The following is a 24,859-nucleotide window of genomic DNA, read 5'->3' as shown; positions in this document are numbered from 1 at the left end:
CGTGGTCAGAGCGAGACGCCTCGACGGAATGTCCAACCAGCCCTGAAATGGGGCGAATTGAATGATGGCGAAAGGGGCGCGTCAACTCGCGTACGGGGCGCGGGGAATCGCGCAGGCGGGATACACGAGTGTCACCTGGGGACGATAGGGTTAACCTGCCCGGGCCGGGTGCGTCATTACGGGTGGGGAGTGTCATGGAACAGATAACAGTGCGGAGCAGGCCGCGAGTGCCTGCCATCACCTGCGGGAGCAGCGCGACCAGCTCGCGTCTGGACCGGCATCTCTCGGTGCTGGGCGGCCCCGCCGTCCCGCAGCGCGAGACGGTCGAGGCGACGTCCCTGATGCTGGAGCTGACCTCGCGCGACCTCAGGCACGAGCGGGACCGGGGCCGTCGTGGACGGGTTTCCCTCTTCGCGCCGCTGCGTCGACTCCGCCGTACGCTCCTCGGCAGCCGCCACTGACCTTCGGCTGCCGGGCGACCGCCGTCCGGATCGTCCACGCTCACCCCGCGTCACGTGTCACCGCCTGAGCGGCCCCGCGCTCAGGCGTCGGCTCTCCTTCCTTTCCGGCCCGGTCGCCGCCCTCCCCGCGGCGGACCGGGCCGTTCGCGCTCTCGGGCCCGTGGCGCCCGTGACAGTTCGCGCCCGCCGTGCCCGTCGCTCGCCGTGCCGCCTCCGGCGACGAGGCCCGGTGACCCCCGGTCCTTCCGAAGGCCCGCGCGGTCCCGCGTGGCCAGGACACCCGCCCGGTGCCCTTTCCGCCCTCCGTACGCCCCCGCGACCGGGCCGCCCGGCCGTCCCGGGCTCGTCCGGCGGCCCCGGGCCGTTCCCCCGGCCGTGCCGTCAGCCCAGAGGCAGGACGAACTGCCCCTCCGGGCCCTCCTCGTGGTGGTCCAGGACCGATGCCGGGCGCCGGGTCCACTCCGGTGCGGGCAGCACTCCCGGCAGCTCCGAACGCGCCGAAAGCTCGGTGAAGGCGTCCGGTGCGGTCAGGGCCGCCCGCCGGGCGAGCCGTTCGCCGAGCAGCGCCAGCACGGTGATCAGCTCCAGCAGGTCCGAGGTCCACTCCCGGGGCCATCCGGTGGGCCCGATCCCCGCCAGCGGCTCCGGACCCGCCGGTCCCGTCCGGGCCGTGAACCAGTGCTCCAGGACCCGTACCCCGCCGCTGTGCAGCTCCCAGGCCGCCGCCGGGACCGGGGCGATCCGGCCCGTGTCCAGCAGCAGGGTCTCCGTCGCCGGGTCGTAGTCGATCGTGCCGGGCCGGGGCGGCGGCGCCGTGCGGACGTACGGCCGGCGCCCGCCGGGCAGCCGGGGCCGCTCACCGCCGTGCGCGCCCCTGAGCTGGATCTCCAGCAACTCCCCGCCCAGCGCCACGCCCTCGGCCCAGACGGCGGACCCGGCGGGCAGCGGGACCTCGCAACCGGCGGGGGTGGGGCGGGCCGCCGCCAGGATCCAGCACAGCACGTCCCGGGCGGTGACCTCCCGGCCGTACGCCGCGGTCAGTGCCCCGGTCAGCCCCGGGGCGAGATTGGGCTCCCGCCCGCCGGGCCTGCGGAACAGGGGCCGGATCAGGCCCGGCCGCCCCGCCGGTGAGCTGCCGTCGGGCAGCCAGGGCGATGCGATGACCGGCGGCCCGGCGAGCCCGGCGATCCCGGCCGAAGGCCCCGTGGCCGTACCCGGCTCCACCAGGAAGATCTGGTCCGGGCCCGCCACCCGCCACAGCTCGGGCCGGGCCTCGTCGATCAGCCGGTGGTCGGGCAGCAGCCACTGCCGGTCGAAGGGGCCGTGGAGGATCGGTACGGGGTCCGGGCAGCGGCCGGTCTCCCGGGCGAACCGGCCCGTACCGCCGCGCTGTCCCGGCAGCTGCGCCACGGCGGACCGGGGCGTTCTGCCGCGGCTGGGTACGAAGAGCGCGGCCCGCTCGGCCTCCGGGGCCCGTACCACCGCGTTCCATCGCTCCGTCAGCGTTCCCGGGTCCGGGGCCAGGATCCAGGAGCGGCCCGTCCGCAGCGGGCGGACGCCCCAGGGCAGCAGCGCGTCGAGCATCGGCATGGGCTCATTCTTTCCGATCCCGCCCGGTCCACGCCGCCGCCCGTGACGCCCGCGAACCGGGCGGCCCGGCCTACGGGGCGTCGACCGTGACGGAGAACGAGAAGCGGTCGCCCCGGTAGCGGATCCGGGCCACGTCGACCACCCGGCCCGCCGTGTCATGGGTGACCCCGGTGTAGTGCAGGATCGGGCTGAGCAGCGGCACCTGGAGGAGTTCCGCCGTCGGTGGGTCCGCCAGCCGGGCCTCGACCGTGTCCGTGATCCGGCCGATCCGGACGCCCACCGCGTCCCGCAGCACCTTCGTCATCGGCCACCGCTCCAGATCGGTGACGTCGATCAGGGCCGCGAGTTCGGGTCTGACCGCGTTCTCCGCCCAGTTGGTCGGCTCACCGGTCTCCCCGTCCCGGCGCAGCCTGCGGTACGTCATCACCTCGGCCAGGTCCGGGAAGTGCTCGGCCAGCTCCCCGGGGACCGGTTCGGGGCCGTGGCCGAGGACGGTCGTCCGCTCGCCCGACTGCTGGGCCACGATGGCGTCGATCGAGCCCAGCAGCCGCCGGGGGGCGCCCCGGCGGGCCCCCGGCTCGATGAACGTGCCGCGCCGCCGGTGCCTGCTGATCAGGCCCTCCTCCTCCAGCTCCTTCAGCGCTTGGCGCATGGTGAGCACACTGACGCCGTAGTGCGCGGCGAGCTGCTCCTCGGTCGGCAGCCGCAGGGACGCCTCGGGCGCCCGGCCCAGTATGGAGGCGCGCAACGACTGCGAGACCTGGTACCACAGCGGCAGCTTGCGGTTCAGGACGAGCGAGTCGGGGGCGAAGGAGGGGGTCACGGCGGCTCCGTTCTCCGGGTCGGGGGAGTGCCGGGTCCGGAAGGAGTGTCAGGAGGGGAAATGACGTTCCAGACCCTGCCATACGCCGTCGTACCCCTTCTGGCGGTGTCCGGCCTCGGCGGCCTGCCGGGTGGCGAGTACGGGCCAACGGGTCTCGAACATGAACGCGAGTCCGTCGTCGAGTTTCTGCGGGCGCAGCTCGGCGGCGCTGGCCCGCTCGAAGGTCTCCCGGTCCGGGCCGTGCGCCGACATCATCGGATGGAGGGAGCCGCCGCCGGGGACGAAGCCGCCCTTGCCCGCGGTCTTGGCGTCGTAGGCGCCCTCGATCAGGCCCATGTACTCGCTCATCACATTGCGGTGGAAGTACGGCGGCCGGAAGGTGTCCTCGCCGACCAGCCAGCGCGGCGCGAAGACCACGAAGTCCACGGCGGCCAGGCCCGGGGTGTCGGTGGGGGCGGTGAGCACGGTGAAGATCGAAGGGTCCGGGTGGTCGTACGAGATGGTGCCGATGACATTGAACCGGCGCAGGTCGTAGACGTACGGGGTGTGGGTGCCGTGCCAGGCGACCACATCGAGCGGCGAGTGGTCGTAGGTCGCGGACCAGAGGTTCCCGCAGTACTTGGTGACCACCTCCACCGGGCGTTCGACGTCCTCGTAGGCGGCGGTGGGGGCGCGGAAGTCCCGGGGGTTGGCCAGCCCGTTGGCGCCGATCGGCCCCAGGTCCGGGAGGCGGAACGGGCGGCCGTGGTTCTCGCAGACGTACCCCCTGGCCCGCTCGTCCAGCAGCTCGACCCGGAACCGGACCCCGCGCGGGATCAGGGCGATCTCGCCCGGGCGGGCCGCCAGCACGCCCAGCTCGGTCACCAGCAGCAGCCCGCCCAGCTCCGGGACGATCAGCAGCTCGCCGTCGGCGTCGCCGAAGACCCGGTCGGTCATGGAGGCGTTCGCGTGGTACAGGTGGATGGCCATACCGGTCCGCCGGGCCGGGTCGCCGTTGCCGCCGAGGGTCCACAGACCGGCCAGCCAGTCGGTGTCCGGGGCGGGCTCGGGCAGCGGATCCCACCGCAGCCGGTTGGGGTCCGGGACCGTCTCGGTGAAGGGCGCGCCGCGCAGGGTGCCGCCGTCGGCCCTGCGGAGCGGCGGATGGGCGGCCGACGGGCGGATCCGGTAGAGCCAGGAGCGGCGGTTCTCGGACCGGGGCTCGGTGAACGCGGAGCCGCTGAGCTGTTCCGCGTAGAGCCCGTGCGGGGCGCGCTGGGGGGAGTTGCGGCCGACGGGGAGCGCCCCGGGCAGCGCCTCCGACGCGTGCTCGTTGCCGAACCCGGCGGAGTACTCCAGGGCCGCGGCCCGCCGCGCCCGTCCGGCCGCCGTCCCGCCCGTGTCCGTCGTCTGCCCGTGTCCGCTCATGGCCGCTCCCGGTGCCGGAGGAATGCCCCTCGTGACGATCCTCGTGACTGTTCGGTCCGGAGCCCGGGGTGCCCGGGAATCCATTCCTATGCTCAACCGTAGGATTGCCGGACGGTCCCGTCAACGGCACGGGCCCGGCCGGTCCCGCCGACGGCACCGGCCGGGCATGATGGGCGGCGTGGCCCACCCCCATCTACGGCGGGAACCCGTCCAGCGGCGGAGCGCGGAGCGGCTGGCGCGGATCCTCGACGCCTGTGCCGAACTCCTCGACGAGACCGGGTACGAAGCGCTCTCCACCCGGGCGGTCGCCGCCAGGGCCGGGGTGCCGATCGGCTCCGTCTACCGTTTCTTCGGCAACAAGCGGGCCCTCGCCGACGCGCTGGCCGCCCGGAATCTGGACCGGTTCGCCCGGCGGGTCGCCGAGCGCACCGCCGCCCTGCCGCCGGGGGAGTGGCGCGGACTGCTCGACGCCGTACTGGACGAGTACCTGGCGATGCGCCGGACGGTGCCCGGCTTCTCCCTGGTGGACTTCGGTCACCGGATCCCCGCCGACGGCCCCCCGGCCGGAACCGGCCACGCCCTCGCCGACCGGCTGCTGCCCGTCGTCGCCGCACAGCTCGGCCGCCCCGCCGACGCCGCGCTCCGGCGGACCGTCCTGGTCGCGGTGGAGGCCGCGGACGCGGTGCTCCGGCTGGCCTTCCGGGTGGACGGGTCGGGCGATCCGGCGATCGTCGCCGAGACCCGGGAACTGCTGCGCGGCTATCTCTCCCGCACGCTCGACGGCTGATACCCCTGATACCCCGGCCCGCCGTGACCGGCGCCTCCCCCTCCGAACGGCCGTACCCGACGGCTTCCCGGTCCGGCCGGAACCCGTCCGGCCCGGGGTTTCGTAACACTCCGGGAAGCCCGATTTCCCGGGCCTCCCGTGCCTGTTCCCGGTTCACCTGGGGTTTTGCTCGTATTGCTCGCACGTCAACATCTTGTTAACGCCATTTGACGCGACCTAACGTCTTGCGGACCGCCGCTCCGGTGGGAGTTCAAGGATGAACGTTAGGTAGCCCCCCATGCTGACAATCCTCGGCTTCGCCATGATTGCGACCTTCCTGGTCCTGATCATGATGAAGAAGATGTCGCCCATCGCGGCGCTGGTCCTGATCCCCGCACTCTTCTGCGTCATCGTCGGAGACGGCGCGAAGCTCGGCGACTACGTCATCGAGGGCGTGGGCAATCTCGCCCCCACCGCGGCGATGCTGATGTTCGCCATCGTCTATTTCGGTGTCATGATCGACGTCGGTCTCTTCGACCCGATCGTCCGAGGCATCCTGCGGTTCTGCAAGGCCGACCCGATGCGGGTCGTGGTCGGTACGGCGCTGCTCGCCGCGATCGTCTCCCTCGACGGCGACGGCTCCACCACCTTCATGATCACCGTCTCGGCGATGTATCCGCTGTACAAGCGGCTGAAGATGAGCCTGGTCGTGATGACCGGTATCGCCGCCACCGCCAACGGTGTGATGAACACCCTGCCCTGGGGCGGTCCCACCGCCCGGGCCGCCACCGCCCTCAAGCTCGACGCCGCCGACATCTTCGTCCCGATGATCCCGGCGCTCCTGGTGGGCCTCCTCTGCGTCTTCATCCTCGCCTACGTCCTCGGTCTGCGGGAGCGCAAGCGGCTCGGCTACCTGTCGCTGGACGACGCCCTGAGCCGGGGCACCGCCAAGGACCTCACCGAGGAGTCCGAGAGCACCGAGACCGTCCTGGTGAAGTCCGGTTCCGGCGGCGAGGCCGGGTCCGAGGGCGGCCGGAACAAGGGCAAGACCTCCGGTTCCGGCTCCGGCACCGCCACGGGCTCCGGCTCCGGCTCGGGTTCCGGTTCCTCCGACGAGACCAGCGGCCCCGGCAGTGACGCCTCCGCCTCCGGCGCGGACGACGAGCCCGAGGGCGGCTTCCAGGGCCTCGACCCCAACCGGCCCACCCTGCGCCCCAAGCTCTACTGGTTCAACGCCGGTCTGACCATCGCCCTGCTCACCGCGATGATCATGGAGCTGCTGCCCATCCCGGTGCTGTTCCTGCTCGGTGCCGCCCTCGCGCTCACCGTCAACTACCCCAACATGGCCGAGCAGAAGGCCCGGATCGGCGCCCACGCCGAGAACGTGCTGAACGTCTCCGGCATGGTCTTCGCCGCCGCCGTCTTCACCGGAGTCCTCACCGGCACCGGCATGGTCCAGAGCATGGCCGACTGGCTGGTCGACACGGTCCCCGAGGGCATGGGCCCGCACATGGCCATCGTCACCGGTCTGCTGAGCCTGCCCCTCACCTACTTCATGTCCAACGACGGCTTCTACTTCGGCGTCCTGCCCGTCCTCGCCGAGGCGGGCGCCGCCCACGGGGTGTCGCCGCTGGAGATCGCCCGCGCCTCCCTCGTCGGCCAGGCGCTGCACATGTCCAGCCCGCTGGTCCCCGCCGTCTACGTCCTGGTCGGCATGGCGAAGGTCGAGTTCGGCGACCACACCCGGTTCACCGTCAAGTGGGCCGCGCTGACCTCGCTCGTGGTGCTCGCCGCCGGAGTCCTCTTCGGCATCATCTGAACCCCGCCGTACGGAGCCCGGTCACCCTCGCCGGAGCCGTACGGGATCCCCCGGAGCGGTGCGGCGGCCTTCCTCCGCCGCGCCCCCCGCGCCCCGGTCGCCCGTCAAGGGCCGCCGGGGCGCGGTCGTGCCCGCGGCGGTACAGGCCCGCGGGGTGGTTCGGGCCCTCGGCGGTACGCGCGTGCCGCGGTTCGTGCGTGCCGCGGTGAATTCCCGGCCGGAACGGGTGAATTGACCGGCACGCCCGAGCATCTGCACGTGCATACGGCGGACGGGCGTCAAGGATCGGAAAAGCAATGCCGGAACGGCCGTCCGACGCATTCCCCGAAAAGGGGGTCGTGGGCTAGTTTTCCGGTCCATCGCCCACCCCCACCCGACGGCGGTACCCCATGACGCGCGCCATCTCGCTCCAGCACGTCTCCAAGCGCTACGGCCGACGCGGACCGTTCGCCGTCCACCGAATCAGCCTCGACATCCGCCCGGCGGAATTCCTGGTCCTCCTCGGACCGTCCGGCTGCGGTAAATCGACGGTGCTCCGGATGATCGCCGGACTGGAGGACATCACCGACGGCCGACTGCTGCTCGACGGCGAATCGGCCGCCCATCTCCCGCCCCGCGAACGGGACATGGCGATGGTCTTCCAGAACTTCGCCCTCTATCCGACCATGACCAACCGGGACAACATCGGCTTCCCGCTCCGGCCGACCAGCCCGCGCGGAGAGCGGCGGTCCCGGGTCGAGGCCACCGCCAGGGCGCTCGGTATCGAGGACGTCCTCGACCGCTACCCCGCTCAGCTCTCCGGCGGGGAGCGCCAGCGGGTCGCCATGGGCCGGGCCATCTCCCGGCGCCCGTCCGCCTTCCTGATGGACGAACCCCTCGCCCATCTCGACGTCAAGCTCCGCGACTATCTGCGGGCCGAGCTGTCGAGGCTGACCCGCGCCACCGGCGCCACCACCGTCTACGTCACCCACGACCAGGCCGAGGCGATGTCCCTGGGCGACCGGATCGCCGTACTGCGCGACGGGGTCCTCCAGCAGACCGGCACCCCGCGCGAGATCTACACCCGGCCCCGGAACCTCTTCGTCGCGGCCTTCCTCGGCACGCCCCGGATCAATCTGCTCCAGGCCGTCGTCCACGCCCCGCTCGCCGACGGGATGGCGTTCGAGCTGGGCAGCCAGCGGCTGGAGCTGCCCGAACCGCTCGGCCCCGACCACCACGCCCTCCGGGCGTACCAGGGCCGCCGGGTGATCCTCGGACTGCGGGCCGGTGCCGTACGGATCGCCGCACCGGGCCTGGCCCGCCCGGGGGAGGCGCTGCTCTCCGGGACCGTCAGCTATGTGGAGTACCAGGGGCACGAGGCGCTGGTCCATTTGAACACCGGCTCGCGGCCCGCCGTGGTGCCCGAACTCGAATCGGCCCGCGCCCCCGCCCCGCCCGGCACCCGGGCCGCTGGCCGCCGCCGTCCGGGCCCGGCCGGGGGCGCCGGGGTCCGGCCCCGGGTACTGGCCCGGCTGCGGGAGCGGGCGGCCTCCGGGGCGGTCCCGGCGGGGGCCGGGGGCACGGGGGGCGCCGGTCCGGTCCCGTACGGGGCGTACGGACCCTACGACCCCGAGAGCCCGCCGCTGCCCGACTGCGATCTGGTGGTCAGGACCGGGCCCGACACCTGGCTGCGGCCGGGGGCGCAGGTGCCCCTGCTGGTCGACGTCGCCCAGAGCTATGTCTTCGACCACCGGGGCGACCGGCTCTGTCCGGCGCCGCCCGGCCCGCCGGGGGTACCGGGCAGCCGGTTCGGCTGACCGTACGGCGGATCCGGCGCCCCGGCTCCGGGCCGACCGGCGCCTCAGCCCCTGGCCAGGGCCGCGTACTGGGTCGAGAGGCCGTCCACGATCGCCCGCAGCCCGGTCTCGAACGCGCCCTCGTCCACCCGCTCCTGGTGCTCGGCCAGCAGATGCGCCCGGCCCAGATGGGGGTAGTCGGCCGCGTCGTACGCCGCCGCGTCGTCCACGAAGCCGCGGGCGAAGGAGCCCAGCGCCGAGCCGGTGACGAAGTACCGCATCAGCGCGCCGATCCGGGTGGCCTGGGCCGGGGGCCAGCCCGCGCGCACCATCGCGCCGAAGACCGCGTCGGCGACCCGCAGCCCGGCGGGGCGGCGGCCGGGCCCCCTGGCGAGTACCGGGACGATGTTCGGATGCGCCCGCAGCGCCGCGCGGTACGAGTGCGCCCAGTCGTAGAGCGCCGTCGGCCACTCCCGGCCGTCCCCGGGGTCGAACATCGACAGATCGACCTGCGCGCTCACCGCGTCCGCGACGGCCTCCAGTATCTCGTCCTTGGTCCGGAAGTGGTTGTAGAGCGACGGCCCGCTGACGCCGAGTTCGGCGGCGAGCCTCCGGGTGGAGACCGCTTCGAGCCCCTCGGCGTCCACGAGCGCGCCCGCCGCGGCGATGATCCGGTCCCGGCTGAGCAGGGGCTTGCGGGGTCTGGCCATGGGGCACATAGTAGAGCCGCCATATAAAACTAGCAGTGGTAGTTAAAGAGGGGCGGGAACGATGGATCTGGCCTTGAGCGACGAGCAGTCGGCGGTACGGCGGCTCGCCGAGGACTTCGTACGGCGCGAGGTCGCCCCGTACGCCGCCGAGTGGGACCGGGCCGAGAGCGTCGACCGGGGGATCGTCCGGCTCCTGGGCGAGCTGGGCTTCCTCGGGCTCACCGTCGACGAGGCGTACGGCGGCTCGGGCGGCGACCATCTGACGTACTGCCTGGTCACCGAGGAGCTGGGGCGCGGCGACTCCTCCGTGCGAGGCATCGTCTCGGTCTCCCTCGGGCTGGTCGCCAAGACCATCGCGGCCTGGGGCGACGAGGACCAGAAGCGCGCCTGGCTGCCCGGCCTCACCTCGGGCGGACTGCTGGGCTGCTTCGGGCTCACCGAGCCCGGCAGCGGCTCCGACGCCGGGAATCTGGCCACCCGGGCGGTCCGGGACGGCGGCGACTATCTGCTCACCGGAACCAAGATGTTCATCACCAACGGCACCTGGGCCGATCTGGCGCTGATCTTCGCCAGGACCGGTGACGTACCGGGGTACCGGGGCGTCTCGGCCTTCCTGGTGCCCACCGACAGTCCCGGGCTGACCAGGACGCCGGTCCACGGCAAGCTCGGACTGCGCGGCCAGGCCACCGCCGAGCTGGCGCTCGACCGGGTGCGGGTGCCCGCGTCCGCCCTGCTCGGACCGGAGGGCAAGGGGTTCTCGGTGGCCATGTCGGCCCTCACCAAGGGGCGGATGTCGGTCGCCGCGGGGTGTGTCGGGATCGCCCGGGCGGCGCTGGACGCGGCCGTCGGCTACGCCGGGGAGCGCGAGCAGTTCGGCCGCCCCATCGCCGGTCATCAGCTGGTGCAGGAGCTGATCAGCGATATCTCCGTGGACGTCGCCGCGGCCCGGTTGCTGACCTGGCGGGTGGCGGATCTGATCGACCGGGGCGCCGACTTCGCCACGGCCGCATCCCAGGCCAAGCTCTACGCCTCCGAGGCCGCCGTCCGGGCGGCCAACAACGCGCTCCAGGTCTACGGTGGCTATGGCTATATCGACGAGTACCCGGTCGGAAAGCTGGTCCGGGACGCCCGGGTGATGACACTCTACAAAGGCACCAGCCAGATCCAGAAGCTGATCATCGGCCGGGCGCTGACCGGGGTCTCGGCCTTCTGACGGCCTCCGGAGGCGGCCCGGTCCCGGTCCTGGCCCTGTGGCGAGTCGGCGCGGGTTCCGATACCGGCCCCGGCCCCGAATCTCGACCCTCGACCCCGGCCCGTGTGTCCGGCGCCGTCCGGCGGAGACGGGCTAAGCGCTTGCTCACCCCTCGGGGTATGGTGATTCCCCCCCACAGAGCCGAAGGAGAGAGCCGATGAGCGCGGCCGACGACACGACGCCCGACCGCGGGACCGAGGAGACCGTCCCAGGCCGCGGTGCCGAGGGCGTCCCCGGCCGCGCGGCCGGGGACACCGAAGGGCCCGGGGACGCCCCCTGGGGCGAGGTGGCCCCCGAGGCGGCCCGCAGACTGCTCGTCGCCGCGGTCGAGGCATTCGCCGAGCGCGGCTACCACGCCACCACCACCCGCGATATCGCGAGCCGGGCCGGGATGAGCCCGGCCGCGCTCTATATCCACTACAAGACCAAAGAAGAGCTGCTGCACCGGATCAGCAGCCTCGGGCACACCCGGGCCCTCCAGGTGCTCTCCGCCGCCGCCGAACGGGACGGCACCCCGGGCGAGCGGCTCGCCGACGCCGTCGCGTCGTTCGTCCGCTGGCACGCGGGACGGCACGACACCGCCCGGGTCGTGCAGTACGAACTCGACGCGCTCGCCCCCGAGCACCGGACCGAGATCGTGGCGCTGCGCCGCCGCAGCGACGCCGTGGTGCGCGGGATCATCCACGACGGGGTGGAGTCGGGCGAGTTCGACGTGCCGGACGTGCCCGGGACGACCCTGGCCGTGCTCTCCCTCTGTATCGACGTCGCCCGCTGGTTCAATGTCAACGGCCGCCGCACCCCCGACGAGGTCGGCGCGCTCTACGCGGACCTGGTGCTGCGGATGGTCTCCGCGAAGCGCTGAACCGCCGCCGCGACCGGACCCGGGCCGGTACCCGCCGTACCCGTGCGGGCGGCTCAGAAGAAGTAGCGGGAGACCGACTCGGCCACGCAGACCGGCTTCTCCCGGCCCTCGCGCTCCACCGTCACCGCGGCGACCACCTGGACCCCGCCGCCCGCCTCCGTGACCTCCCGCAGGGTGACGGCGGCCCGGACCCGGGAGCCGACCGGGACCGGGGCGGGGAAGCGGACCTTGTTCGTCCCGTAGTTGAGACCCATCCGCACCCCCTCCACCCTCAGTACCTGCGGAACCAGCAGCGGCAGCAGTGAGAGGGTCAGATAGCCGTGGGCGATGGTGCCTTCGAACGGCCCCAGGGCGGCCCGCTCCGGATCGACATGGATCCACTGGTGGTCGCCGGTGGCCTCGGCGAAGAGATCGATCCGCCGCTGGTCGACCTCCAGCCAGTCGCTGTGGCCCAGCGGCTCGCCGACGGCGGCGCGCAGTTCGTCGGCTGAGGTGAAGATCCTGGGCGCTGCCATGCGGCGGTCCTGACTCTCGGGCGGCGGTACGGCGCGGTACGGCCCGTGCCGCTGATCTGAGCGCTTGCTCAGCATGCTCGGGCCGGAGTCCCGTGTCAACGGACCACCCAGTAGGGTTCGCGGGGTGGCCCCAACAACCGACACCAGTCAGGAACTCACGGTCGGCCAGCTCTCGCAGCGCAGCGGAGCCGCCGTATCGGCCCTGCACTTCTACGAGTCCAAGGGGCTGATTCACAGCCGCCGTACCAGCGGCAATCAGCGCCGCTACACCAGGGACACGCTGCGCCGGGTGGCGTTCGTCCGGGCGGCGCAGCGGGTCGGGATCCCGCTCGCCACCATCCGCGACGCGCTGATGGAGCTGCCCGAGGGACGGACCCCGGACCGGGACGACTGGGCGCGGCTCTCCCACACCTGGCGCCGGGAACTGGACGAGCGGATCAAGCAGCTGGGACGGCTGCGGGACACCCTCACCGAGTGCATCGGCTGCGGCTGTCTCTCCATGGAGACCTGTGCGCTCTCCAACCCCGAGGACGCATTCGGCCGCCGCAGGCCCGGCTCCCGGCTGATGCCGGGCCCGCTGTGGGAGGCCGGACCGGGCCCCGGTGCGGAGCGGGCGGACGGTACGAAGCCCGCGGCAGCCGGGAAGCAGGCGGAATCGGCGGAACCGGGGGAATCAGCGGAATCGGGGAAACCCGAGAAGCCGGGGAAGTCGGGGAAGCCCGTACGCCGGTCCGGCCGGGACGAGGCCCCGGAGTTCGGCTGCGAAGGCCCCGGCGGCTGCTGACCGCGATCGCGGGGCGGCCCGCGCGTTCCGAGGCGGGCCCGCACCCCCGTGTCAGGCCCGCCCCCGCGTCCGCGCCGTCCATCGGCGGCACGGCGCGTGATGCCAACTCTCCGCCGGACAAATGGGTGGGGCCAACGGTTTTCCCTCTGATACGTCCCGGCAGGCGCCCGGGTCTCCGGCACCCGGTCGGGCAGGGACGGATCGCTCCCGGGGGACCGGCCCGGGACGCACCGGACGGCTCCCGCGGTTCGGCACCGTGGTTCGGGTCGGTTCAGGTCGGGCCGGGTCGGTTCAGGTCGGGCCGGGTCGGTTCGGGTCGGGGTGGTTCGGGATCCGGAACGCCCGGCCGCCGCGCGTGCGCACCGAGGCGCACGCGCACCGGGGTTCAGGCCACGGAGGCCAGTACCTCGCGCCGGGCCGCCCGCTGGGCAGCCGCGACCACATCGTCCGTGAGCACCGGGCGGGGCACGACTATCCCGCAGTCCGTGCAGACGGGTCCGGTCCACGGATCGTTCGTCAGGTCGTGCCGCCATACGATCGCCGTCGTACCGCAGACCGGGCAGTCGGCGCCGGGTTCGCCCGCCAGCGCCGCCACCAGCCGCCGCAGCACCTCGTCCAGCGGTACCGAGGGGTGTGCCCGGGGGCTGTCGCAGCGGGCCACCCCGTTGCCGCCCCACACATGCCGGTGCCATTCGTCGGAGGAGGCCAGCCGGCGCAGCCCGTCGTGCTTCTCGCGCTTGCGGCGGTCGGCGAAGTCCTCCTCGTAGGCGAGCCATACGGCCCGCGCACGTTCCAACTCGTCCAGCGCGGCCACCAGCCGCGCCGGGTCGGGCGACCTGTCCTCGGGACCGAAGCCGTGCCGGGCGCACAGATGGTCCCAGGTCGCGCGGTGCCCGTACGGGGCGAACCGCTCAAGGCACTTGCGCAGGGAGTAGCGCCGCAGTGCCAAGTCGCACCGCGGATCGCGCACCTGTCTCGCAAGACTCCGGAAACCGGCCATCGTCACCGCCACCTCCGTCACTGCTGCTTCGGCGTCGAGGAATGGACGTACGAGCGCCCGATCCGGCTCCATCGGAAATCCGATCGAAGCCATCAGCGGATCTCCCGGACATACCGGGAACCGGCTCCGAGCACGGTCACCGCCTCCTCGTACACTCCGCCTGCCCCGAAAGTCCCACGCCGAACGGCCCTCTCACGAACGAACGATCGCCTTCCGCACTTGGTTCCTGACGGCTCCGCCCGGGACACCCCCGCGACCGCCTCCGCCGAAGCCCATCAACCGCCCAGCCGCCCGCCCGCCCGGAGTTCACTCGCCCAGGCCGCCCGCCGCCACGATCAGCCGGGCCAGTTCCTCGTGGCAGATGTCACCGTGCGCGCCGGACGGCGGCGCCCCGCTCCGTACCACCGACGAGGCGTCGACGCTCACACACCCCTTCCGGGGCAGCGACTCCCGGAGCGCGTCGTCGAGGGTGAGCCGGACCGCCGAGCCCACCCCGTGGATCCCGCTGTGGCCCAGGGCCCACCAGCGCCGGTCGCCGACCGCGTCCGGGCCGGGGTCCCGGTCGTCGTGCGCGGGTGCCGACGCGACCGGGTACAGGGTGCCGAGCGCGCCGTCGTGGCGGGAGTGGCAGGCCACCACCGGACCGTCGACCCGCTGCTCCATCGCCCCCAGCGCCCCCGCCCGGCCGGGCGCGTGCGGCAGCCGGGAGGCGAAGGCGTAGTGCGAGAACGCGCCCTGGAGCAGGGTCACCGACTTCACCGTCCGGACCTCGTCGGGGAGTCCGCGCAGGGCGAAGGCGACCAGCCGGGCCCCCTGGCCGTGCCCCACCAGATGGACCCGGAGCGCCGGACGGCTCCGGGCCAACTGGCCCAGCAGCGGGCCGAGCCCCAGTTCCCCGACGGCACCCGCGCGGCGCTTCAGCGCGTAGTACGTGGTCTGCCGCAGCAGTTCGCGGGCCCCGCGCCAGACCCGCCCCGGCCCGTCGTAGGACCCGCCCGACCGGTACGACCGGTACGGACCGGAGGCCCCCGGCCCGTCGTACGGACCCGGTCCGCCGTACGACCCCGGCCCCTCGTACCGGCCGGAGCCGTCCACCGCCTCCAGCGCCCCGGCGAACCTCCGGCAGAGCGACAGCGGGTCCTCGTACAGCACGGCGGGCGGCCCCTGCTCGTCGCCGGGCAGGTCGTCGGTGAACCGGTGCGACTCCAGACCGCCCGCCGGGACCCGGGCCAGCCGCCGCGCGAGCCGCCCGAAGTCGCCGACGGCCGCGGCCGAGTCGGGCCGCTCCACCAGCAGCGCCGCCAGCCGGGCCACGGTCTCCCCGTGCCCGGGGAAGAGCGTGAGCAGCGCCTGGTACGTGTCGCCGTCGAGCCCCCCGCCCCCGGGCGGGCCGGACACCGGGCCGGGGGCCGGGATCTCGTCGGGGAAGGTCATCGACGGCCACCCCACCCCCGCGTACCCCAGCCGGACGCCCCGTCCCGTCAGCGCCGGAAAGGCCGAGAAGAAGTCCGCGTACAGCTCGTACGCCGCGGCCGGCGACTGGTTCCGGCCATGGGCGAACATCACCAGATCGGTGACCTCCAGTCCGAGCAGCCGGTGCCGCTGCTCCGGGTCGACATCGCCGTCCCGGTCGAAACCGATGTCCTGATACGGCCCCGGGCCGCCGATTCGCGCCATGACCGTTCCCCTCCCCCCGGTGATCCCGCCCCGTACGCGGGACCCCTCAGCAGGATCCTGCGCAAGGGGGAGTCCGGCCACACCTCGGAAGGGACCGGATCAGATCCGGTCGGCCGCGGTGATCCGGGGGAGGTGGATCAGTACGTCATAGGTGGGCAGCAGCTGGGCCGTGACCGGCGATTCGGGCCAGGAGTTGCCGATGCTGCGGACGGGGCACGCGAGATCCAGCCGGTCCCGGGCGGCCGGAGCCGCCGTACGCATATCGAGGTAGTAGTCGGTCTCCGAGACCCGTTCCAGGACCTCCTCGTGGGAGCCGGGACCGGGCGGGCCCACCGAGAAGCGGCGCACCGGCTCGCCCGGAGTGGTCAGGTCGAGCGCGTTGAACGATCCCCGGCCGAAGGTGAATCCGGCGCTGACGTAGCCGTCGCCGACCATGTCCCGGATGAAGCCGCCCTGGACGCGGGGGTAGAGATCCGGCCGCAGCGGCTCGTAACCCACATGTTCGTTATGGGCCGACAGGAGCACCTTGTGTCCGGTCGTCCGATGCCACCACACGGTGTTCCGGGCCATGATCCGGTCTCGGTAGCGCATCATCTCCCGGGACTGCGCCGCGTTGAAATAATCGTATGAATGCATGCGTCCGACCTGGGCGATGGCGTGCGCGTGCTGGAGCATCCAGGCGCGTTCCCCGGCGGACTCCCGGGGTCCGGCCGGGGCGGCCCGCAGCAGCTCCAGCGCCCTCCGTACGTCCTTCGCCAGCGCCCGGCGCTCCTCGATCGGCCGGACGAGGTATCCGTCGATGGTCTCGGCCACGGATCCGGCCGGCCGGGACGCGGCGTAGAGCGCCCGGATCCGGGGCGACAGGGCCGGATGCCGGACCGCGACCCACTCCATGACCCGGTCGAAGAGTTCCGGGCCCGCGTAGGCGCAGTCGTTGCCGAGGAACCGCACGGGCCGGTCCGGATGCCGGATGTTGTGCTCCCGCATCCAGCGGAAGAGATCCAGGAACTCCCGGGTGCGCCAGAGGAAGTAGGTGCTCTGGAGTTCCTCGCGCATGATCCGCTCGATATCGCCCTCGCCCCGCAGGACCCAGGAGTCGAGCCGCAGCCCCGTACTCCAGGGCGCCTCCAGGGCGAAGGCGGTGAACCCCCGCCGCTCCACCAGCCGCTGGAAGATCCGGTTCTTGGTCCGGAAGAACTCACTTGAGTTGTGGGTGGCCTCGCCGATCCCGACGATCGAGGCCCGGCCGGTCATCCGCTCCAGCGGGCCGAGATCGGTGAGGGGGCGGGCGGCGGCCCGCAGGGCGGGCAGCGGGTCGGCGGGTGCGCGGCGGGCGGCCGGGAGCGGTCCGGACGAGGGGGACGCGGCGGCCGGGGCCGTACCCGCGAGAAGGGTGCCGAGCGCCGTGGCGGTGGCCGCGCCCAGGACGGCGCGCCGGGGAGGGCCGGACTGCGGCCTGTTCGGAGTGATTGTACCGCCACCCTGCGGTCCGACGATCATGACGGGCCAGCCGGTGGTCCCCCGGCCCGGTGGTGGGGCTGTCCACCGCCACCGGGGCCGGGTAGCCGTAAAGGGCGGCTCAGTACCGCAGATAACGCCGCCGTACGGAGCGGAACGCGGTCAGGCCCTCCTGCCACGCGCCGGTGATCTCGTCCGTCCCGGCGCCCGCGTCCACCATCGTGCGGACCAGCGGCGAACCCGTCAGGGTGTCGAGCCAGGTCGGATTGGACCGCAGCCAGGCGAAGTCGCGCCAGGCGCGCCGGGCGGTGACCAGCAGTCCCACCCCGGTCCGGACCGGATCGAAGGCGGCCCGGTCGTGGACGTGGAGCTGGACCCCGCCGACCGTCTTCCCCTGGTGCTTGCCGAACGTGGGGGCGAAGTACGCCTCCCGGAACCGGACCCCGGGCAGTTCGAGGGCGTTGGCCGCCTCCGCCCACCGGCCGTCGATCCCCGGGGCGCCCAGCAGCTCGAACGGGCGGGTGGTGCCCCGGCCCTCGGACAGCTCCGTGCCCTCGAAGAGACAGGTCCCGCCGTAGACCAGGGCCGTTTCGGGTGTGGGCATATTGGGGCTGGGCGGCACCCACGGCAGCCCGGTGGCGTCGAAGAAGTCGGAGCGCCGCCAGCCCGACATCCGTACCGTCGCCAGCTCGGCCGGACGGTCCCTCAGGAACTCCCCGTTGAACAGGAGCGCCAGCTCGGCGACGGTCATCCCATGGGTCTGGGGGATCGGACGGCGGCCCACGAAGGAGGAGTACCGCATGTCCAGCACCGGGCCGAGCGCCGCCCGGCCCGTCACCGGATTGGGCCGGTCCAGTACGACGAATCGTTTCCCCGCGAGCGCCGCCGACTCCATGCAGTCGAAGAGCGTCCAGATGTACGTATAGAACCGGGCACCCGCGTCCTGGATGTCGAAGACCACGGTGTCCACGCCCGACGCGGTGAAGACGTCCGCGAGCGGCTGCCCCGACTTGCGGTACGTGTCGTACACCGGCAGCCCGGTCGCCGGATCGTCGTACCGGCCCTCGGAACCGCCCGCCTGCGCCGTACCGCGGAACCCGTGCTCCGGGCCGAAGACGGCGATCAGATCCACCCGGTCGTCGGCGTGCATCACATCGACGATATGCCGGACGTCCGGGGTCACCCCGGTCGGATTGGTGACCACACCGACCCGCTCACCGGCGAGCAGGCCGAAGCCGTCGGCCGCGAGCCGGTCGAAGCCGGTCCGCACCCGGCGGCCCGGCCGCCCGCCGCCCCGGGCGCCCGCACCGTCCTCCCGGTCGTCGGCGCGGGCCGCGGACCCGGCCGCCGCGAGCGCGCCCGCCGCGCCGCCCGCGCCCAGAAGTCCCCGTCGTGACAGGCTCATACGACTCCTCGGTCTCGCTCGGCGTACCGCGACCGTCCCCGCGGCACCCCGATGATCGGATCGTGCGCCCCGCACGCTAGTACGACCCGCCCGGCCACGGAACGACCTCGTCCGCGGAACCTCTTCCACCCGCGATACCGACCGCTTAGTCTGTGTCCCCGATTCCGTCGGGGACGACCCACCGGCCGGTCCTGCCGGGGACGGCCGCGCCACCGGATGGGAGGATCCCGGGGCGGCCGGGCCCGTACTCCGTACGGACCCCGGTCCCGGCGCCGCGCGGCCCGGACCACGACGAGCACGGAAGGCGGTAGGCGGCATGGCGAGGACGACGGACGGGAGCGACATCCCCGTACCGCGGAAGCTGCTCTCCGCCGCCACCCGGCTGTTCGCGGAGCGCGGCTACGACGGCACCTCCGTCCAGGAGATCGTCGAGGCGGCGGGCGTCACCAAGGGCGCCCTGTACCACTACTTCGGCTCCAAGGAGGATCTGCTCCAGGAGGTGTACGGGCGGATGCTCCGCCTCCAGCAGGAACGCCTCGACACCTTCGCCGACGCCGACGAACCGGTGGAGGTCCGGCTCAGGGCCGCCGCCGCCGACGTGGTCGTCACCACGATCGAGAACCTTCAGGACGCGCATATCTTCTTCCGCTCCATGCACCATCTCTCGCCCGAGAAGAACCGGCGGGTACGGGCCGAGCGCCGCCGCTACCACGAGCGGTTCCGGGCCCTGGTGGAGGAGGGGCAGGCGAGCGGGGTGTTCTCCACCGCGACCCCCGCGGATCTGGTGGTGGACTACCACTTCGGCTCGGTACACCAGCTGTCGACCTGGTACCGCCCGGACGGCAGACTGACGAAACAGCAGGTCGCCGACCATCTGGCGGATCTGCTGCTAAGGGCGCTGCGCCCCTGACGACGCGCCGCCCGGCCGCACCCCGGGTCAGCGGTACCGGGACAGCTCGCGCCGGGCCAGCGACCGCTGATGGACCTCGTCGGGCCCGTCCGCCAGCCGGAGCGTCCGGGCCGCCGCCCACAACTCCGCCAGCGGCGTGTCCTGTCCGACCCCGGCGCCCCCGTACAACTGGACCGCCCGGTCGATGATCTCCACCACCGCGCGCGGAGTGGCGATCTTGATGGCCTGGATCTCGGTATGGGCGCCCCGGTTGCCGACGGTATCCATCAGCCAGGCGGTCTTCAGTACCAGCAGCCGGAGCTGCTCGACCGTCACCCGGGCGTCGGCGATCCAGTTCCGTACCACCCCCCGCTCGGCGAGCGGCCCGCCGAACGCGGTACGGGACACCGCGCGCTCGCACATCAGCCCGATCGCCCGCTCGGCCATCCCGATCAGCCGCATGCAGTGATGGATCCGGCCCGGTCCCAGCCGGGCCTGGGCGATCGCGAAACCGCCGCCCTCCTCGCCGATCAGCTGCGAGACCGGCACCCGGACGTCCTCGAAGACCACCTCGGCATGGCCGCCGTGGGCGTGGTCCTCGTAGCCGTACACCTTCATCGCCCGGACGATCCGCACCCCGGGGGCGTCCCGGGGCACCAGCACCATGGACTGGCGGCGCCGGACATCGGCCCCGTCCGGGTCGGTCGCCCCCATCACCACGAAGACGGCGCACGCCGGATGCATGGCGCCGGAGATGTACCACTTGCGGCCGTTGACGACATAGCTGTCGCCGTCCCGCTCGATCCGGGTCCGGATATTGGTCGCGTCGGAGGAGGCGACCTCCGGCTCCGTCATCGCGAACGCCGACCTGATCTCGCCCGCGAGCAGGGGCCGCAGCCAGCGCTCCCGCTGCCCGGCGGTGCCGAACCGGGCCAGCAGCTCCATGTTCCCGGTATCGGGGGCGGCGCAGTTCACGGCCGTCGGGCCCAGCCAGGGGCTGCGGCCGGTCAGCTCGGCGAGCGGCGCGTACTGGAGGTTGGTGAGCCCGGCGCCGTACTCGGTGTCGGGCAGGAAGAGGTTCCACAGCCCGCGCCGGCGGGCCTCGGCCTTCAACTCCTCGACCACCGGCGGCGTCTCCCACGGGGACGCGAGCCGGGCGCGCTGCTCCTCCGCGACCGGTTCGGCGGGCAGCACGCGCTCCGTCATGAAGGCGCCCAGCCGGGCCCGCAGTTCCTCGGTCCGGGCGTCGTAGGCGAAGTCCACGCGGTTCAGCCCTTCCGCAGGGTGTTCAGGCCCCGTTCGACGAGGACGGGGACGAGCCCGCCGATCCGCTCGAAGCCCGGTCCAACGGTCCGGCCGAGGGTGTAGCGGTAATGGACGCCCTCCAGGATCACGGCCAGCTTGAACCAGGCGAAGGCGGTGTACCAGGAGATGGCGGAGGTATCGCGGCCCGAACGGGTGGCGTACCGCTCGACCAGCTCTTCGACCGAGGGATGGCCGGGCGCCGTCGCCAGGTCGCCGACCGGGGCGCCGGGCACCCCGAGCGGCCGGCTGTAGACCGCCAGCAGGCCCAGATCGGTCAGTGGATCGCCGAGGGTGGACATCTCCCAGTCCAGTACGGCGCTGATCCGGTCGTCCGGGCCGACCAGGACGTTGTCGAGGCGGAAGTCGCCGTGGACGATCGCGGGCGCGGGGGAGCGGGGGAGCGCCCGGCCCAGTACGGCCCGGAGTTCGTCGATCCCGTCGAGCGGACGGCTCCGGGAGGCGGCGAGCTGCTTCCCCCAGCGCCGCACCTGCCGGTCGAGAAACCCCTCGGGGCGTCCGAAGTCACCGAGCCCCACGGCCTCGGGGGTCACGGCGTGCAGATCGACCAGGGCGTCCACGAGTCCGAGCAGTACGGCCCGGGTCCGCTCGGGCCCCAGGCCGGAGAGCTGGGCGGCGGTCCGGTACGGGGTCCCCGCCACGTACTCCATGACGTAGAACGGCGCCCCGGTCACCGAACCCGCCGCGTCCTCGTCCGCGCAGAGCAGCAGCGGCCGGGGCACGGGCACCGGCGTCGGATGCAGCGCGCTGATCACCCGGTACTCGCGGCGCATGTCGTGCGCGGTGGCGAGGACATGCCCGAGCGGAGGCCGCCGGACGACCCAACGGCCGGAGCCGTCGGTGATGTCGTACGTCAGATTGGACCGCCCGCCCTCGATCAGCCGTACCTCCAACGGCCCGTTCACCAGACCGGGGCGCTCCCGCTCCAGCAGCTCGCGGAGGCCACCGGGATCGAGCCCCGGCACAGGATCGACGCTCATGACGCGGCCACCTCCGGCTACGGCGGAACGGACCATCCGATAATGACCGACCGGTCGGTATGCAGTCCACCCCCGAACCACCGCCCGCCCCGCGAACCCCGCCCGCCCCGTACGCGCGTCACCACAACAGCGTCACCGCCGAGAGCGCCAGCACCACCGCGCACCCCGTCGCCGCCCATGCCGTCCGGCCGGGCAGTACCGCCGGGCGGGACGAGGCCCGCAGCGCCCGGGCGCGCCGGTGCGCCACGACGAGGAAGGCCAGCCAGACCAGCGCGCCCGCGCCCCAGCCCACGACGGCCACCACGTCCGGGCCCGCCTCCGCCGACCCCATGGCGACCTGACGTGCCGCCAGTACCGCCACGACCGTGAACGCCAGTGCCGTACGCCGCCACGCGAGCCGGGTCCGTTCCGGCTGGAGCCCGGGGTCCCGCACCCCGGCCCCGGAGGACACCGGCGCCCCGCCCCCGGCCGGGCCGCCCGTCACCGGCCGCCCTCCCATCCCAGCAACACCACGACCACCATCACCACGGCCACCACCGCCACCACCAGACTCAGCAACGCGGGCAGCCGGGAGACCGGCAGATCCTCGCCCCGGCGCATGGCCCGTTCGCACCGCACCCAGTGGTTGACCGCCCGTAGCGCGCAGAGCACCCCGGCTCCCAGCAGCCCCAGCGCCATCGCGGCCCGGACCGCCCACGGCAGATCCGGCAGGAACTGGTCGACCGCGAACCCGCCCGCTATCAACGCCAGCGCCGTCCGCAGCCACGCCAGGAACGTCCGCTCATTGGCGAGCGAGAAGCGGTAGTCGGGCGTCTGCCCCTCGTCCCGCACCCGCTCCGGCCTGAACCACAGCCGCAGGCTCCGCACCCTGTCCGTCATCCTTCGGACGATACCCGCGACAAGATCACCCGGCTCCGTGGCGAGAACCACGCCCCCGAAGGGTTGTTATCCGGCCATTTCCGAGCGGCCCCGGCCGTCCCGCCGATCCCGCAGCCGCTGCCACGCCACCAGCCCGTCCGGCGCCCACTCCCAGCTCCCCAGCCTGCGCTCCAACTCCTCCTCCGGCAGAAACGCCCACCAGGCGACCTCCTCGGCCTGGGGCCGGACCGGAAGCGTGCATCGGACCTGATACACCGCCGACCACCAGGAGGCCCGGCCGTCTCCGGTGTCGTAGCGGAAGGTGAACAGGGGTTCGGGTACGGGGAGGCCCCGGACTCCCAGCTCCTCCTCCGCCTCCCGGAGCGCCGCCTCGTCGTAGGTCTCGCCCGCGCCGACGACTCCGCCGACGAACATGTCGTAGAGCGAGGGGAAGACGCGCTTCTCGGCCGTTCTGCGGTGGACGAAGATCCGGTCGTCCCCGTCCCGGACCAGAACGAACGCGACCCGGTGCCGCAGCCCGCGGGCGTACGCCTCCCCCCGGGTCGCCCGCCCGGTCACCCGGTCGGACTCGTCCACGATGTCGATCAGCTCCTGGTCGCTTCCCATTCCCCCATTCCACACCGGCGCCCCGCCCCGGCCGCCCGCGCCCCGCCCCGCCGGGCCTGTTGACTTGCCGTCGGCGGGTGCCGAAGATCGGGATCCGCGACCGCACCGGGCGGGCACGGAGACGGGGAGTCATGGCGTACGACGCGGACGTGATCGTGATCGGGGCCGGGCTCGCCGGTCTGGTGGCCACCGCCGAACTCGTCGCCGCCGGACGGACGGTGATCGTCCTCGACCAGGAGCCCGAGCAGTCGATCGGCGGCCAGGCGCACTGGTCCTTCGGCGGCCTCTTCCTCGTCGACTCGCCCGAACAGCGCAGGCTGCGGATCCACGACAGCCAGGAGCTGGCCTACCAGGACTGGCTGGGCACGGCCGGTTTCGACCGGGAGGACGAGGACCGCTGGCCGCGCCGGTGGGCCGCCGCCTATGTCGACTTCGCCGCCGGTGAGAAGCGGTCCTGGCTGCGGGAGCGCGGCGTCGGTTTCTTCCCCGTCGTCGGCTGGGCCGAACGAGGCGGCTACGGGGCCACCGGCCACGGCAACTCGGTACCCCGCTTCCATATCGTCTGGGGTACGGGCCCCGGTCTGGTCGCCCCCTTCGAGCGCCGGGTCCGGGAGGGCGTGGAGCAGGGGCTCGTACGGCTCTGCTTCCGGCACCGGGTCACCGGGCTCGGCACCACCGACGGCGTCCTCGACACCGTCAGCGGCGAGGTCCTGGAGCCCTCGGCCGCCGAACGGGGCACCGCCAGCAGCCGGGAGATCGCCGGGGCGTTCGAACTCCGGGCCCAGGCGGTGATCGTGACCTCCGGCGGGATCGGCGGCAACCACGATCTGGTCCGCGCCCAGTGGCCCGGACGGCTCGGCGCCCCGCCGAAGACCCTGCTCTCCGGGGTCCCGGCGCATGTCGACGGGCTGATGCTGGGCATCGCCGAACGCGCCGGGGCCAGCCATGTCAACCGCGACCGGATGTGGCACTACACGGAGGGCGTCGAGAACTGGAACCCGGTCTGGGCGCGGCACGGCATCCGGATCCTGCCCGGGCCGTCGTCGCTCTGGCTGGACGCGCGCGGGCGGCGGCTCCCCGTCCCCCTCTTCCCCGGCTTCGACACCCTCGGCACCCTGGAACACATCGTGACCTCGGGTTACGACCACACCTGGTTCGTCCTCGACCAGAAGATCATCGGCAAGGAGTTCGCGCTCTCCGGCTCCGAACAGAACCCGGATCTGACCGGCCGTTCGGTCCGCGGGGTGATCGGCCGGGCCAGGGCGGACGTCCCGGGGCCGGTCCGGGCGTTCATGGACCACGGCGCGGACTTCGTGGTCGAGCGGGATCTGGGGGCGCTGGTGCGCGGGATGAACGCGCTCACCGGGGACACCCTGATCGAGGAGGCGGCGCTGCGCCGGGAGATCGTCGCCAGGGACCGGGAGATCCGCCACCCCTTCACCAAGGACCTCCAGGTGACGGCGATCCGCGGGGCCCGGAAGTACCTCGGTGACCGGCTGATCAGGACCGCCGCGCCGCACCGGATCCTGGACCCGTCGGCCGGTCCGCTGATCGCCGTCCGGCTGCGGGTACTGACCCGCAAGTCGCTCGGGGGTCTGGAGACGGATCTGTCGTCGCGGGTACTGGGAACGGACGGGGAGCCGCTGGCCGGGCTGTACGCGGCGGGGGAGGCGGCCGGGTTCGGCGGCGGCGGGGTGCACGGCTACCGGTCCCTGGAGGGGACCTTCCTCGGCGGCTGTCTCTTCTCGGGGCGGGCGGCGGGCCGCGCGGCGGCGGAGGCGGTCGCGAGCTGACGACCCCCGGCTCGCCCGGCCCGGACCGGCCCGCGGCCGGAGCGCCCGTACGCCTCCGGAGCCGTAGACGCGTTACCCGTACGCC

At 73.3% G+C, this 24,859-nt stretch carries 22 protein-coding genes and 1 pseudogene; 9 read left to right on the top strand and 14 right to left on the bottom strand.

Annotation, left to right across the window (positions count from 1 at the left end; translation table 11 throughout):
- Positions 1 to 194: 194 nt before the first annotated feature.
- A complete protein-coding gene (locus AB0G74_RS00890; RefSeq protein WP_358825190.1) occupies positions 195 to 461 on the top strand; it encodes a hypothetical protein in 267 nt (88 codons plus the stop codon).
- Positions 462 to 842: 381 nt separating this feature from the next.
- On the opposite strand, the gene AB0G74_RS00885 is transcribed toward AB0G74_RS00890, so the two are convergent.
- From AB0G74_RS00885 to hmgA, 3 genes are all read right to left on the bottom strand, one after another.
- Complete coding sequence (locus tag AB0G74_RS00885) at positions 843 to 2,051, bottom strand: type ISP restriction/modification enzyme (protein WP_361138752.1); 1,209 nt, start codon at positions 2,049 to 2,051, stop codon at positions 843 to 845.
- 70 nt (positions 2,052 to 2,121) lie between these two features.
- Positions 2,122 to 2,874: a GntR family transcriptional regulator gene (locus AB0G74_RS00880; protein WP_361138749.1), complete on the bottom strand. Its 753-nt coding sequence runs from the start codon at positions 2,872 to 2,874 to the stop codon at positions 2,122 to 2,124.
- 48 nt (positions 2,875 to 2,922) lie between these two features.
- On the bottom strand, positions 2,923 to 4,281 hold the full coding sequence (gene hmgA / locus AB0G74_RS00875) for a homogentisate 1,2-dioxygenase (RefSeq protein ID WP_361138746.1): 1,359 nt from the start codon (positions 4,279 to 4,281) through the stop codon (positions 2,923 to 2,925).
- A gap of 169 nt (positions 4,282 to 4,450) precedes the next feature.
- On the opposite strand from hmgA, the gene AB0G74_RS00870 reads away from it, so the two are divergent.
- The 3 genes from AB0G74_RS00870 to AB0G74_RS00860 all read left to right on the top strand — a co-directional run bounded on the left by AB0G74_RS00870 (position 4,451) and on the right by AB0G74_RS00860 (position 8,662).
- The gene (locus tag AB0G74_RS00870) at positions 4,451 to 5,068 is read left to right on the top strand and encodes a TetR/AcrR family transcriptional regulator (protein WP_361138967.1); all 618 of its coding nucleotides are present in this window, start codon (positions 4,451 to 4,453) and stop codon (positions 5,066 to 5,068) included.
- Positions 5,069 to 5,345: 277 nt separating this feature from the next.
- Positions 5,346 to 6,866: a citrate:proton symporter gene (locus AB0G74_RS00865; RefSeq protein ID WP_361138743.1), complete on the top strand. Its 1,521-nt coding sequence runs from the start codon at positions 5,346 to 5,348 to the stop codon at positions 6,864 to 6,866.
- Between the two features lie 389 nt (positions 6,867 to 7,255).
- Positions 7,256 to 8,662 (top strand): ABC transporter ATP-binding protein, encoded by a 1,407-nt coding sequence (locus AB0G74_RS00860; protein ID WP_361138741.1) that lies wholly within the window; start codon positions 7,256 to 7,258, stop codon positions 8,660 to 8,662.
- Positions 8,663 to 8,706: 44 nt separating this feature from the next.
- On the opposite strand, the gene AB0G74_RS00855 is transcribed toward AB0G74_RS00860, so the two are convergent.
- Positions 8,707 to 9,351, bottom strand: a complete 645-nt coding sequence (locus AB0G74_RS00855; protein WP_361138739.1) for a TetR/AcrR family transcriptional regulator — start codon at positions 9,349 to 9,351, stop codon at positions 8,707 to 8,709.
- A 61-nt stretch (positions 9,352 to 9,412) separates the two neighbouring features.
- On the opposite strand from AB0G74_RS00855, the gene AB0G74_RS00850 reads away from it, so the two are divergent.
- On the top strand, positions 9,413 to 10,564 hold the full coding sequence (locus AB0G74_RS00850) for an acyl-CoA dehydrogenase family protein (RefSeq protein ID WP_361138736.1): 1,152 nt from the start codon (positions 9,413 to 9,415) through the stop codon (positions 10,562 to 10,564).
- A gap of 196 nt (positions 10,565 to 10,760) precedes the next feature.
- Complete coding sequence (locus tag AB0G74_RS00845; protein WP_361138733.1) at positions 10,761 to 11,465, top strand: TetR/AcrR family transcriptional regulator; 705 nt, start codon at positions 10,761 to 10,763, stop codon at positions 11,463 to 11,465.
- A gap of 53 nt (positions 11,466 to 11,518) precedes the next feature.
- On the opposite strand, the gene AB0G74_RS00840 is transcribed toward AB0G74_RS00845, so the two are convergent.
- Positions 11,519 to 11,980, bottom strand: a complete 462-nt coding sequence (locus AB0G74_RS00840; protein ID WP_361138731.1) for a MaoC family dehydratase — start codon at positions 11,978 to 11,980, stop codon at positions 11,519 to 11,521.
- A 124-nt stretch (positions 11,981 to 12,104) separates the two neighbouring features.
- Here AB0G74_RS00840 and soxR point away from each other — a divergent pair.
- Positions 12,105 to 12,551, top strand: a pseudogene (soxR, locus tag AB0G74_RS00835) (redox-sensitive transcriptional activator SoxR); the annotation flags it as partial.
- A gap of 598 nt (positions 12,552 to 13,149) precedes the next feature.
- On the opposite strand, the gene AB0G74_RS00830 reads toward soxR, so the two are convergent.
- The 4 genes from AB0G74_RS00830 to AB0G74_RS00815 all read right to left on the bottom strand — a co-directional run bounded on the left by AB0G74_RS00830 (position 13,150) and on the right by AB0G74_RS00815 (position 18,304).
- Positions 13,150 to 13,764, bottom strand: coding sequence for a hypothetical protein (locus AB0G74_RS00830; protein WP_361138964.1), 615 nt, complete (start codon positions 13,762 to 13,764; stop codon positions 13,150 to 13,152).
- Positions 13,765 to 14,070: 306 nt separating this feature from the next.
- Positions 14,071 to 15,441 (bottom strand): serine-threonine protein kinase, encoded by a 1,371-nt coding sequence (locus tag AB0G74_RS00825; protein WP_361138728.1) that lies wholly within the window; start codon positions 15,439 to 15,441, stop codon positions 14,071 to 14,073.
- A gap of 99 nt (positions 15,442 to 15,540) precedes the next feature.
- On the bottom strand, positions 15,541 to 16,941 hold the full coding sequence (locus tag AB0G74_RS00820; RefSeq protein WP_361138725.1) for an erythromycin esterase family protein: 1,401 nt from the start codon (positions 16,939 to 16,941) through the stop codon (positions 15,541 to 15,543).
- Positions 16,942 to 17,020: 79 nt separating this feature from the next.
- Positions 17,021 to 18,304: a DUF1343 domain-containing protein gene (locus tag AB0G74_RS00815; protein ID WP_361138722.1), complete on the bottom strand. Its 1,284-nt coding sequence runs from the start codon at positions 18,302 to 18,304 to the stop codon at positions 17,021 to 17,023.
- 316 nt (positions 18,305 to 18,620) lie between these two features.
- Between AB0G74_RS00815 and AB0G74_RS00810 the strand changes: the two genes are divergently transcribed.
- The gene (locus AB0G74_RS00810) at positions 18,621 to 19,214 is read left to right on the top strand and encodes a TetR/AcrR family transcriptional regulator (protein WP_361138720.1); all 594 of its coding nucleotides are present in this window, start codon (positions 18,621 to 18,623) and stop codon (positions 19,212 to 19,214) included.
- Positions 19,215 to 19,241: 27 nt separating this feature from the next.
- On the opposite strand, the gene AB0G74_RS00805 is transcribed toward AB0G74_RS00810, so the two are convergent.
- The 5 genes from AB0G74_RS00805 to AB0G74_RS00785 all read right to left on the bottom strand — a co-directional run bounded on the left by AB0G74_RS00805 (position 19,242) and on the right by AB0G74_RS00785 (position 22,981).
- Entirely contained in the window at positions 19,242 to 20,456 is a 1,215-nt protein-coding gene (locus AB0G74_RS00805; protein ID WP_361138717.1) for an acyl-CoA dehydrogenase family protein, read from the bottom strand.
- A 5-nt stretch (positions 20,457 to 20,461) separates the two neighbouring features.
- Entirely contained in the window at positions 20,462 to 21,496 is a 1,035-nt protein-coding gene (locus AB0G74_RS00800; RefSeq protein ID WP_361138715.1) for a phosphotransferase family protein, read from the bottom strand.
- Between the two features lie 118 nt (positions 21,497 to 21,614).
- Positions 21,615 to 21,980, bottom strand: a complete 366-nt coding sequence (locus AB0G74_RS00795) for a DUF202 domain-containing protein (RefSeq protein WP_361138713.1) — start codon at positions 21,978 to 21,980, stop codon at positions 21,615 to 21,617.
- Positions 21,977 to 22,375, bottom strand: coding sequence for a DUF202 domain-containing protein (locus AB0G74_RS00790; protein ID WP_358825210.1), 399 nt, complete (start codon positions 22,373 to 22,375; stop codon positions 21,977 to 21,979). The genes AB0G74_RS00795 and AB0G74_RS00790 overlap by 4 nt, the downstream gene beginning before the upstream one ends.
- 66 nt (positions 22,376 to 22,441) lie before the next feature.
- On the bottom strand, positions 22,442 to 22,981 hold the full coding sequence (locus AB0G74_RS00785) for an NUDIX domain-containing protein (protein ID WP_361138710.1): 540 nt from the start codon (positions 22,979 to 22,981) through the stop codon (positions 22,442 to 22,444).
- A 131-nt stretch (positions 22,982 to 23,112) separates the two neighbouring features.
- On the opposite strand from AB0G74_RS00785, the gene AB0G74_RS00780 reads away from it, so the two are divergent.
- Positions 23,113 to 24,774: an FAD-binding dehydrogenase gene (locus tag AB0G74_RS00780; protein WP_361138707.1), complete on the top strand. Its 1,662-nt coding sequence runs from the start codon at positions 23,113 to 23,115 to the stop codon at positions 24,772 to 24,774.
- Positions 24,775 to 24,859: the final 85 nt, after the last annotated feature.

The organism is Streptomyces sp. NPDC020875 (assembly GCF_040641415.1).
In the GTDB taxonomy this organism is placed as follows: Bacteria; Actinomycetota; Actinomycetes; order Streptomycetales; family Streptomycetaceae; genus Streptomyces.
Note: the sequence above shows the minus strand (reverse complement) of the source record. Positions and strands in the feature narration are given on the sequence as shown.

Coding starts and splice junctions, on each gene's coding strand:
- AB0G74_RS00890 (WP_358825190.1), top strand. CDS start 195: ATGGAACAGATAACAGTGCGGAGCAGGCCGCGAGTGCCTGCCATCACC.
- AB0G74_RS00885 (WP_361138752.1), bottom strand. CDS start 2,051: ATGCCGATGCTCGACGCGCTGCTGCCCTGGGGCGTCCGCCCGCTGCGG.
- hmgA (WP_361138746.1), bottom strand. CDS start 4,281: ATGAGCGGACACGGGCAGACGACGGACACGGGCGGGACGGCGGCCGGA.
- AB0G74_RS00870 (WP_361138967.1), top strand. CDS start 4,451: ATGGGCGGCGTGGCCCACCCCCATCTACGGCGGGAACCCGTCCAGCGG.
- AB0G74_RS00865 (WP_361138743.1), top strand. CDS start 5,346: ATGCTGACAATCCTCGGCTTCGCCATGATTGCGACCTTCCTGGTCCTG.
- AB0G74_RS00860 (WP_361138741.1), top strand. CDS start 7,256: ATGACGCGCGCCATCTCGCTCCAGCACGTCTCCAAGCGCTACGGCCGA.
- AB0G74_RS00855 (WP_361138739.1), bottom strand. CDS start 9,351: ATGGCCAGACCCCGCAAGCCCCTGCTCAGCCGGGACCGGATCATCGCC.
- AB0G74_RS00850 (WP_361138736.1), top strand. CDS start 9,413: ATGGATCTGGCCTTGAGCGACGAGCAGTCGGCGGTACGGCGGCTCGCC.
- AB0G74_RS00845 (WP_361138733.1), top strand. CDS start 10,761: ATGAGCGCGGCCGACGACACGACGCCCGACCGCGGGACCGAGGAGACC.
- AB0G74_RS00840 (WP_361138731.1), bottom strand. CDS start 11,980: ATGGCAGCGCCCAGGATCTTCACCTCAGCCGACGAACTGCGCGCCGCC.
- AB0G74_RS00830 (WP_361138964.1), bottom strand. CDS start 13,764: ATGGCCGGTTTCCGGAGTCTTGCGAGACAGGTGCGCGATCCGCGGTGC.
- AB0G74_RS00825 (WP_361138728.1), bottom strand. CDS start 15,441: ATGGCGCGAATCGGCGGCCCGGGGCCGTATCAGGACATCGGTTTCGAC.
- AB0G74_RS00820 (WP_361138725.1), bottom strand. CDS start 16,941: ATGATCGTCGGACCGCAGGGTGGCGGTACAATCACTCCGAACAGGCCG.
- AB0G74_RS00815 (WP_361138722.1), bottom strand. CDS start 18,304: ATGAGCCTGTCACGACGGGGACTTCTGGGCGCGGGCGGCGCGGCGGGC.
- AB0G74_RS00810 (WP_361138720.1), top strand. CDS start 18,621: ATGGCGAGGACGACGGACGGGAGCGACATCCCCGTACCGCGGAAGCTG.
- AB0G74_RS00800 (WP_361138715.1), bottom strand. CDS start 21,496: ATGAGCGTCGATCCTGTGCCGGGGCTCGATCCCGGTGGCCTCCGCGAG.
- AB0G74_RS00790 (WP_358825210.1), bottom strand. CDS start 22,375: ATGACGGACAGGGTGCGGAGCCTGCGGCTGTGGTTCAGGCCGGAGCGG.
- AB0G74_RS00785 (WP_361138710.1), bottom strand. CDS start 22,981: ATGGGAAGCGACCAGGAGCTGATCGACATCGTGGACGAGTCCGACCGG.
- AB0G74_RS00780 (WP_361138707.1), top strand. CDS start 23,113: ATGGCGTACGACGCGGACGTGATCGTGATCGGGGCCGGGCTCGCCGGT.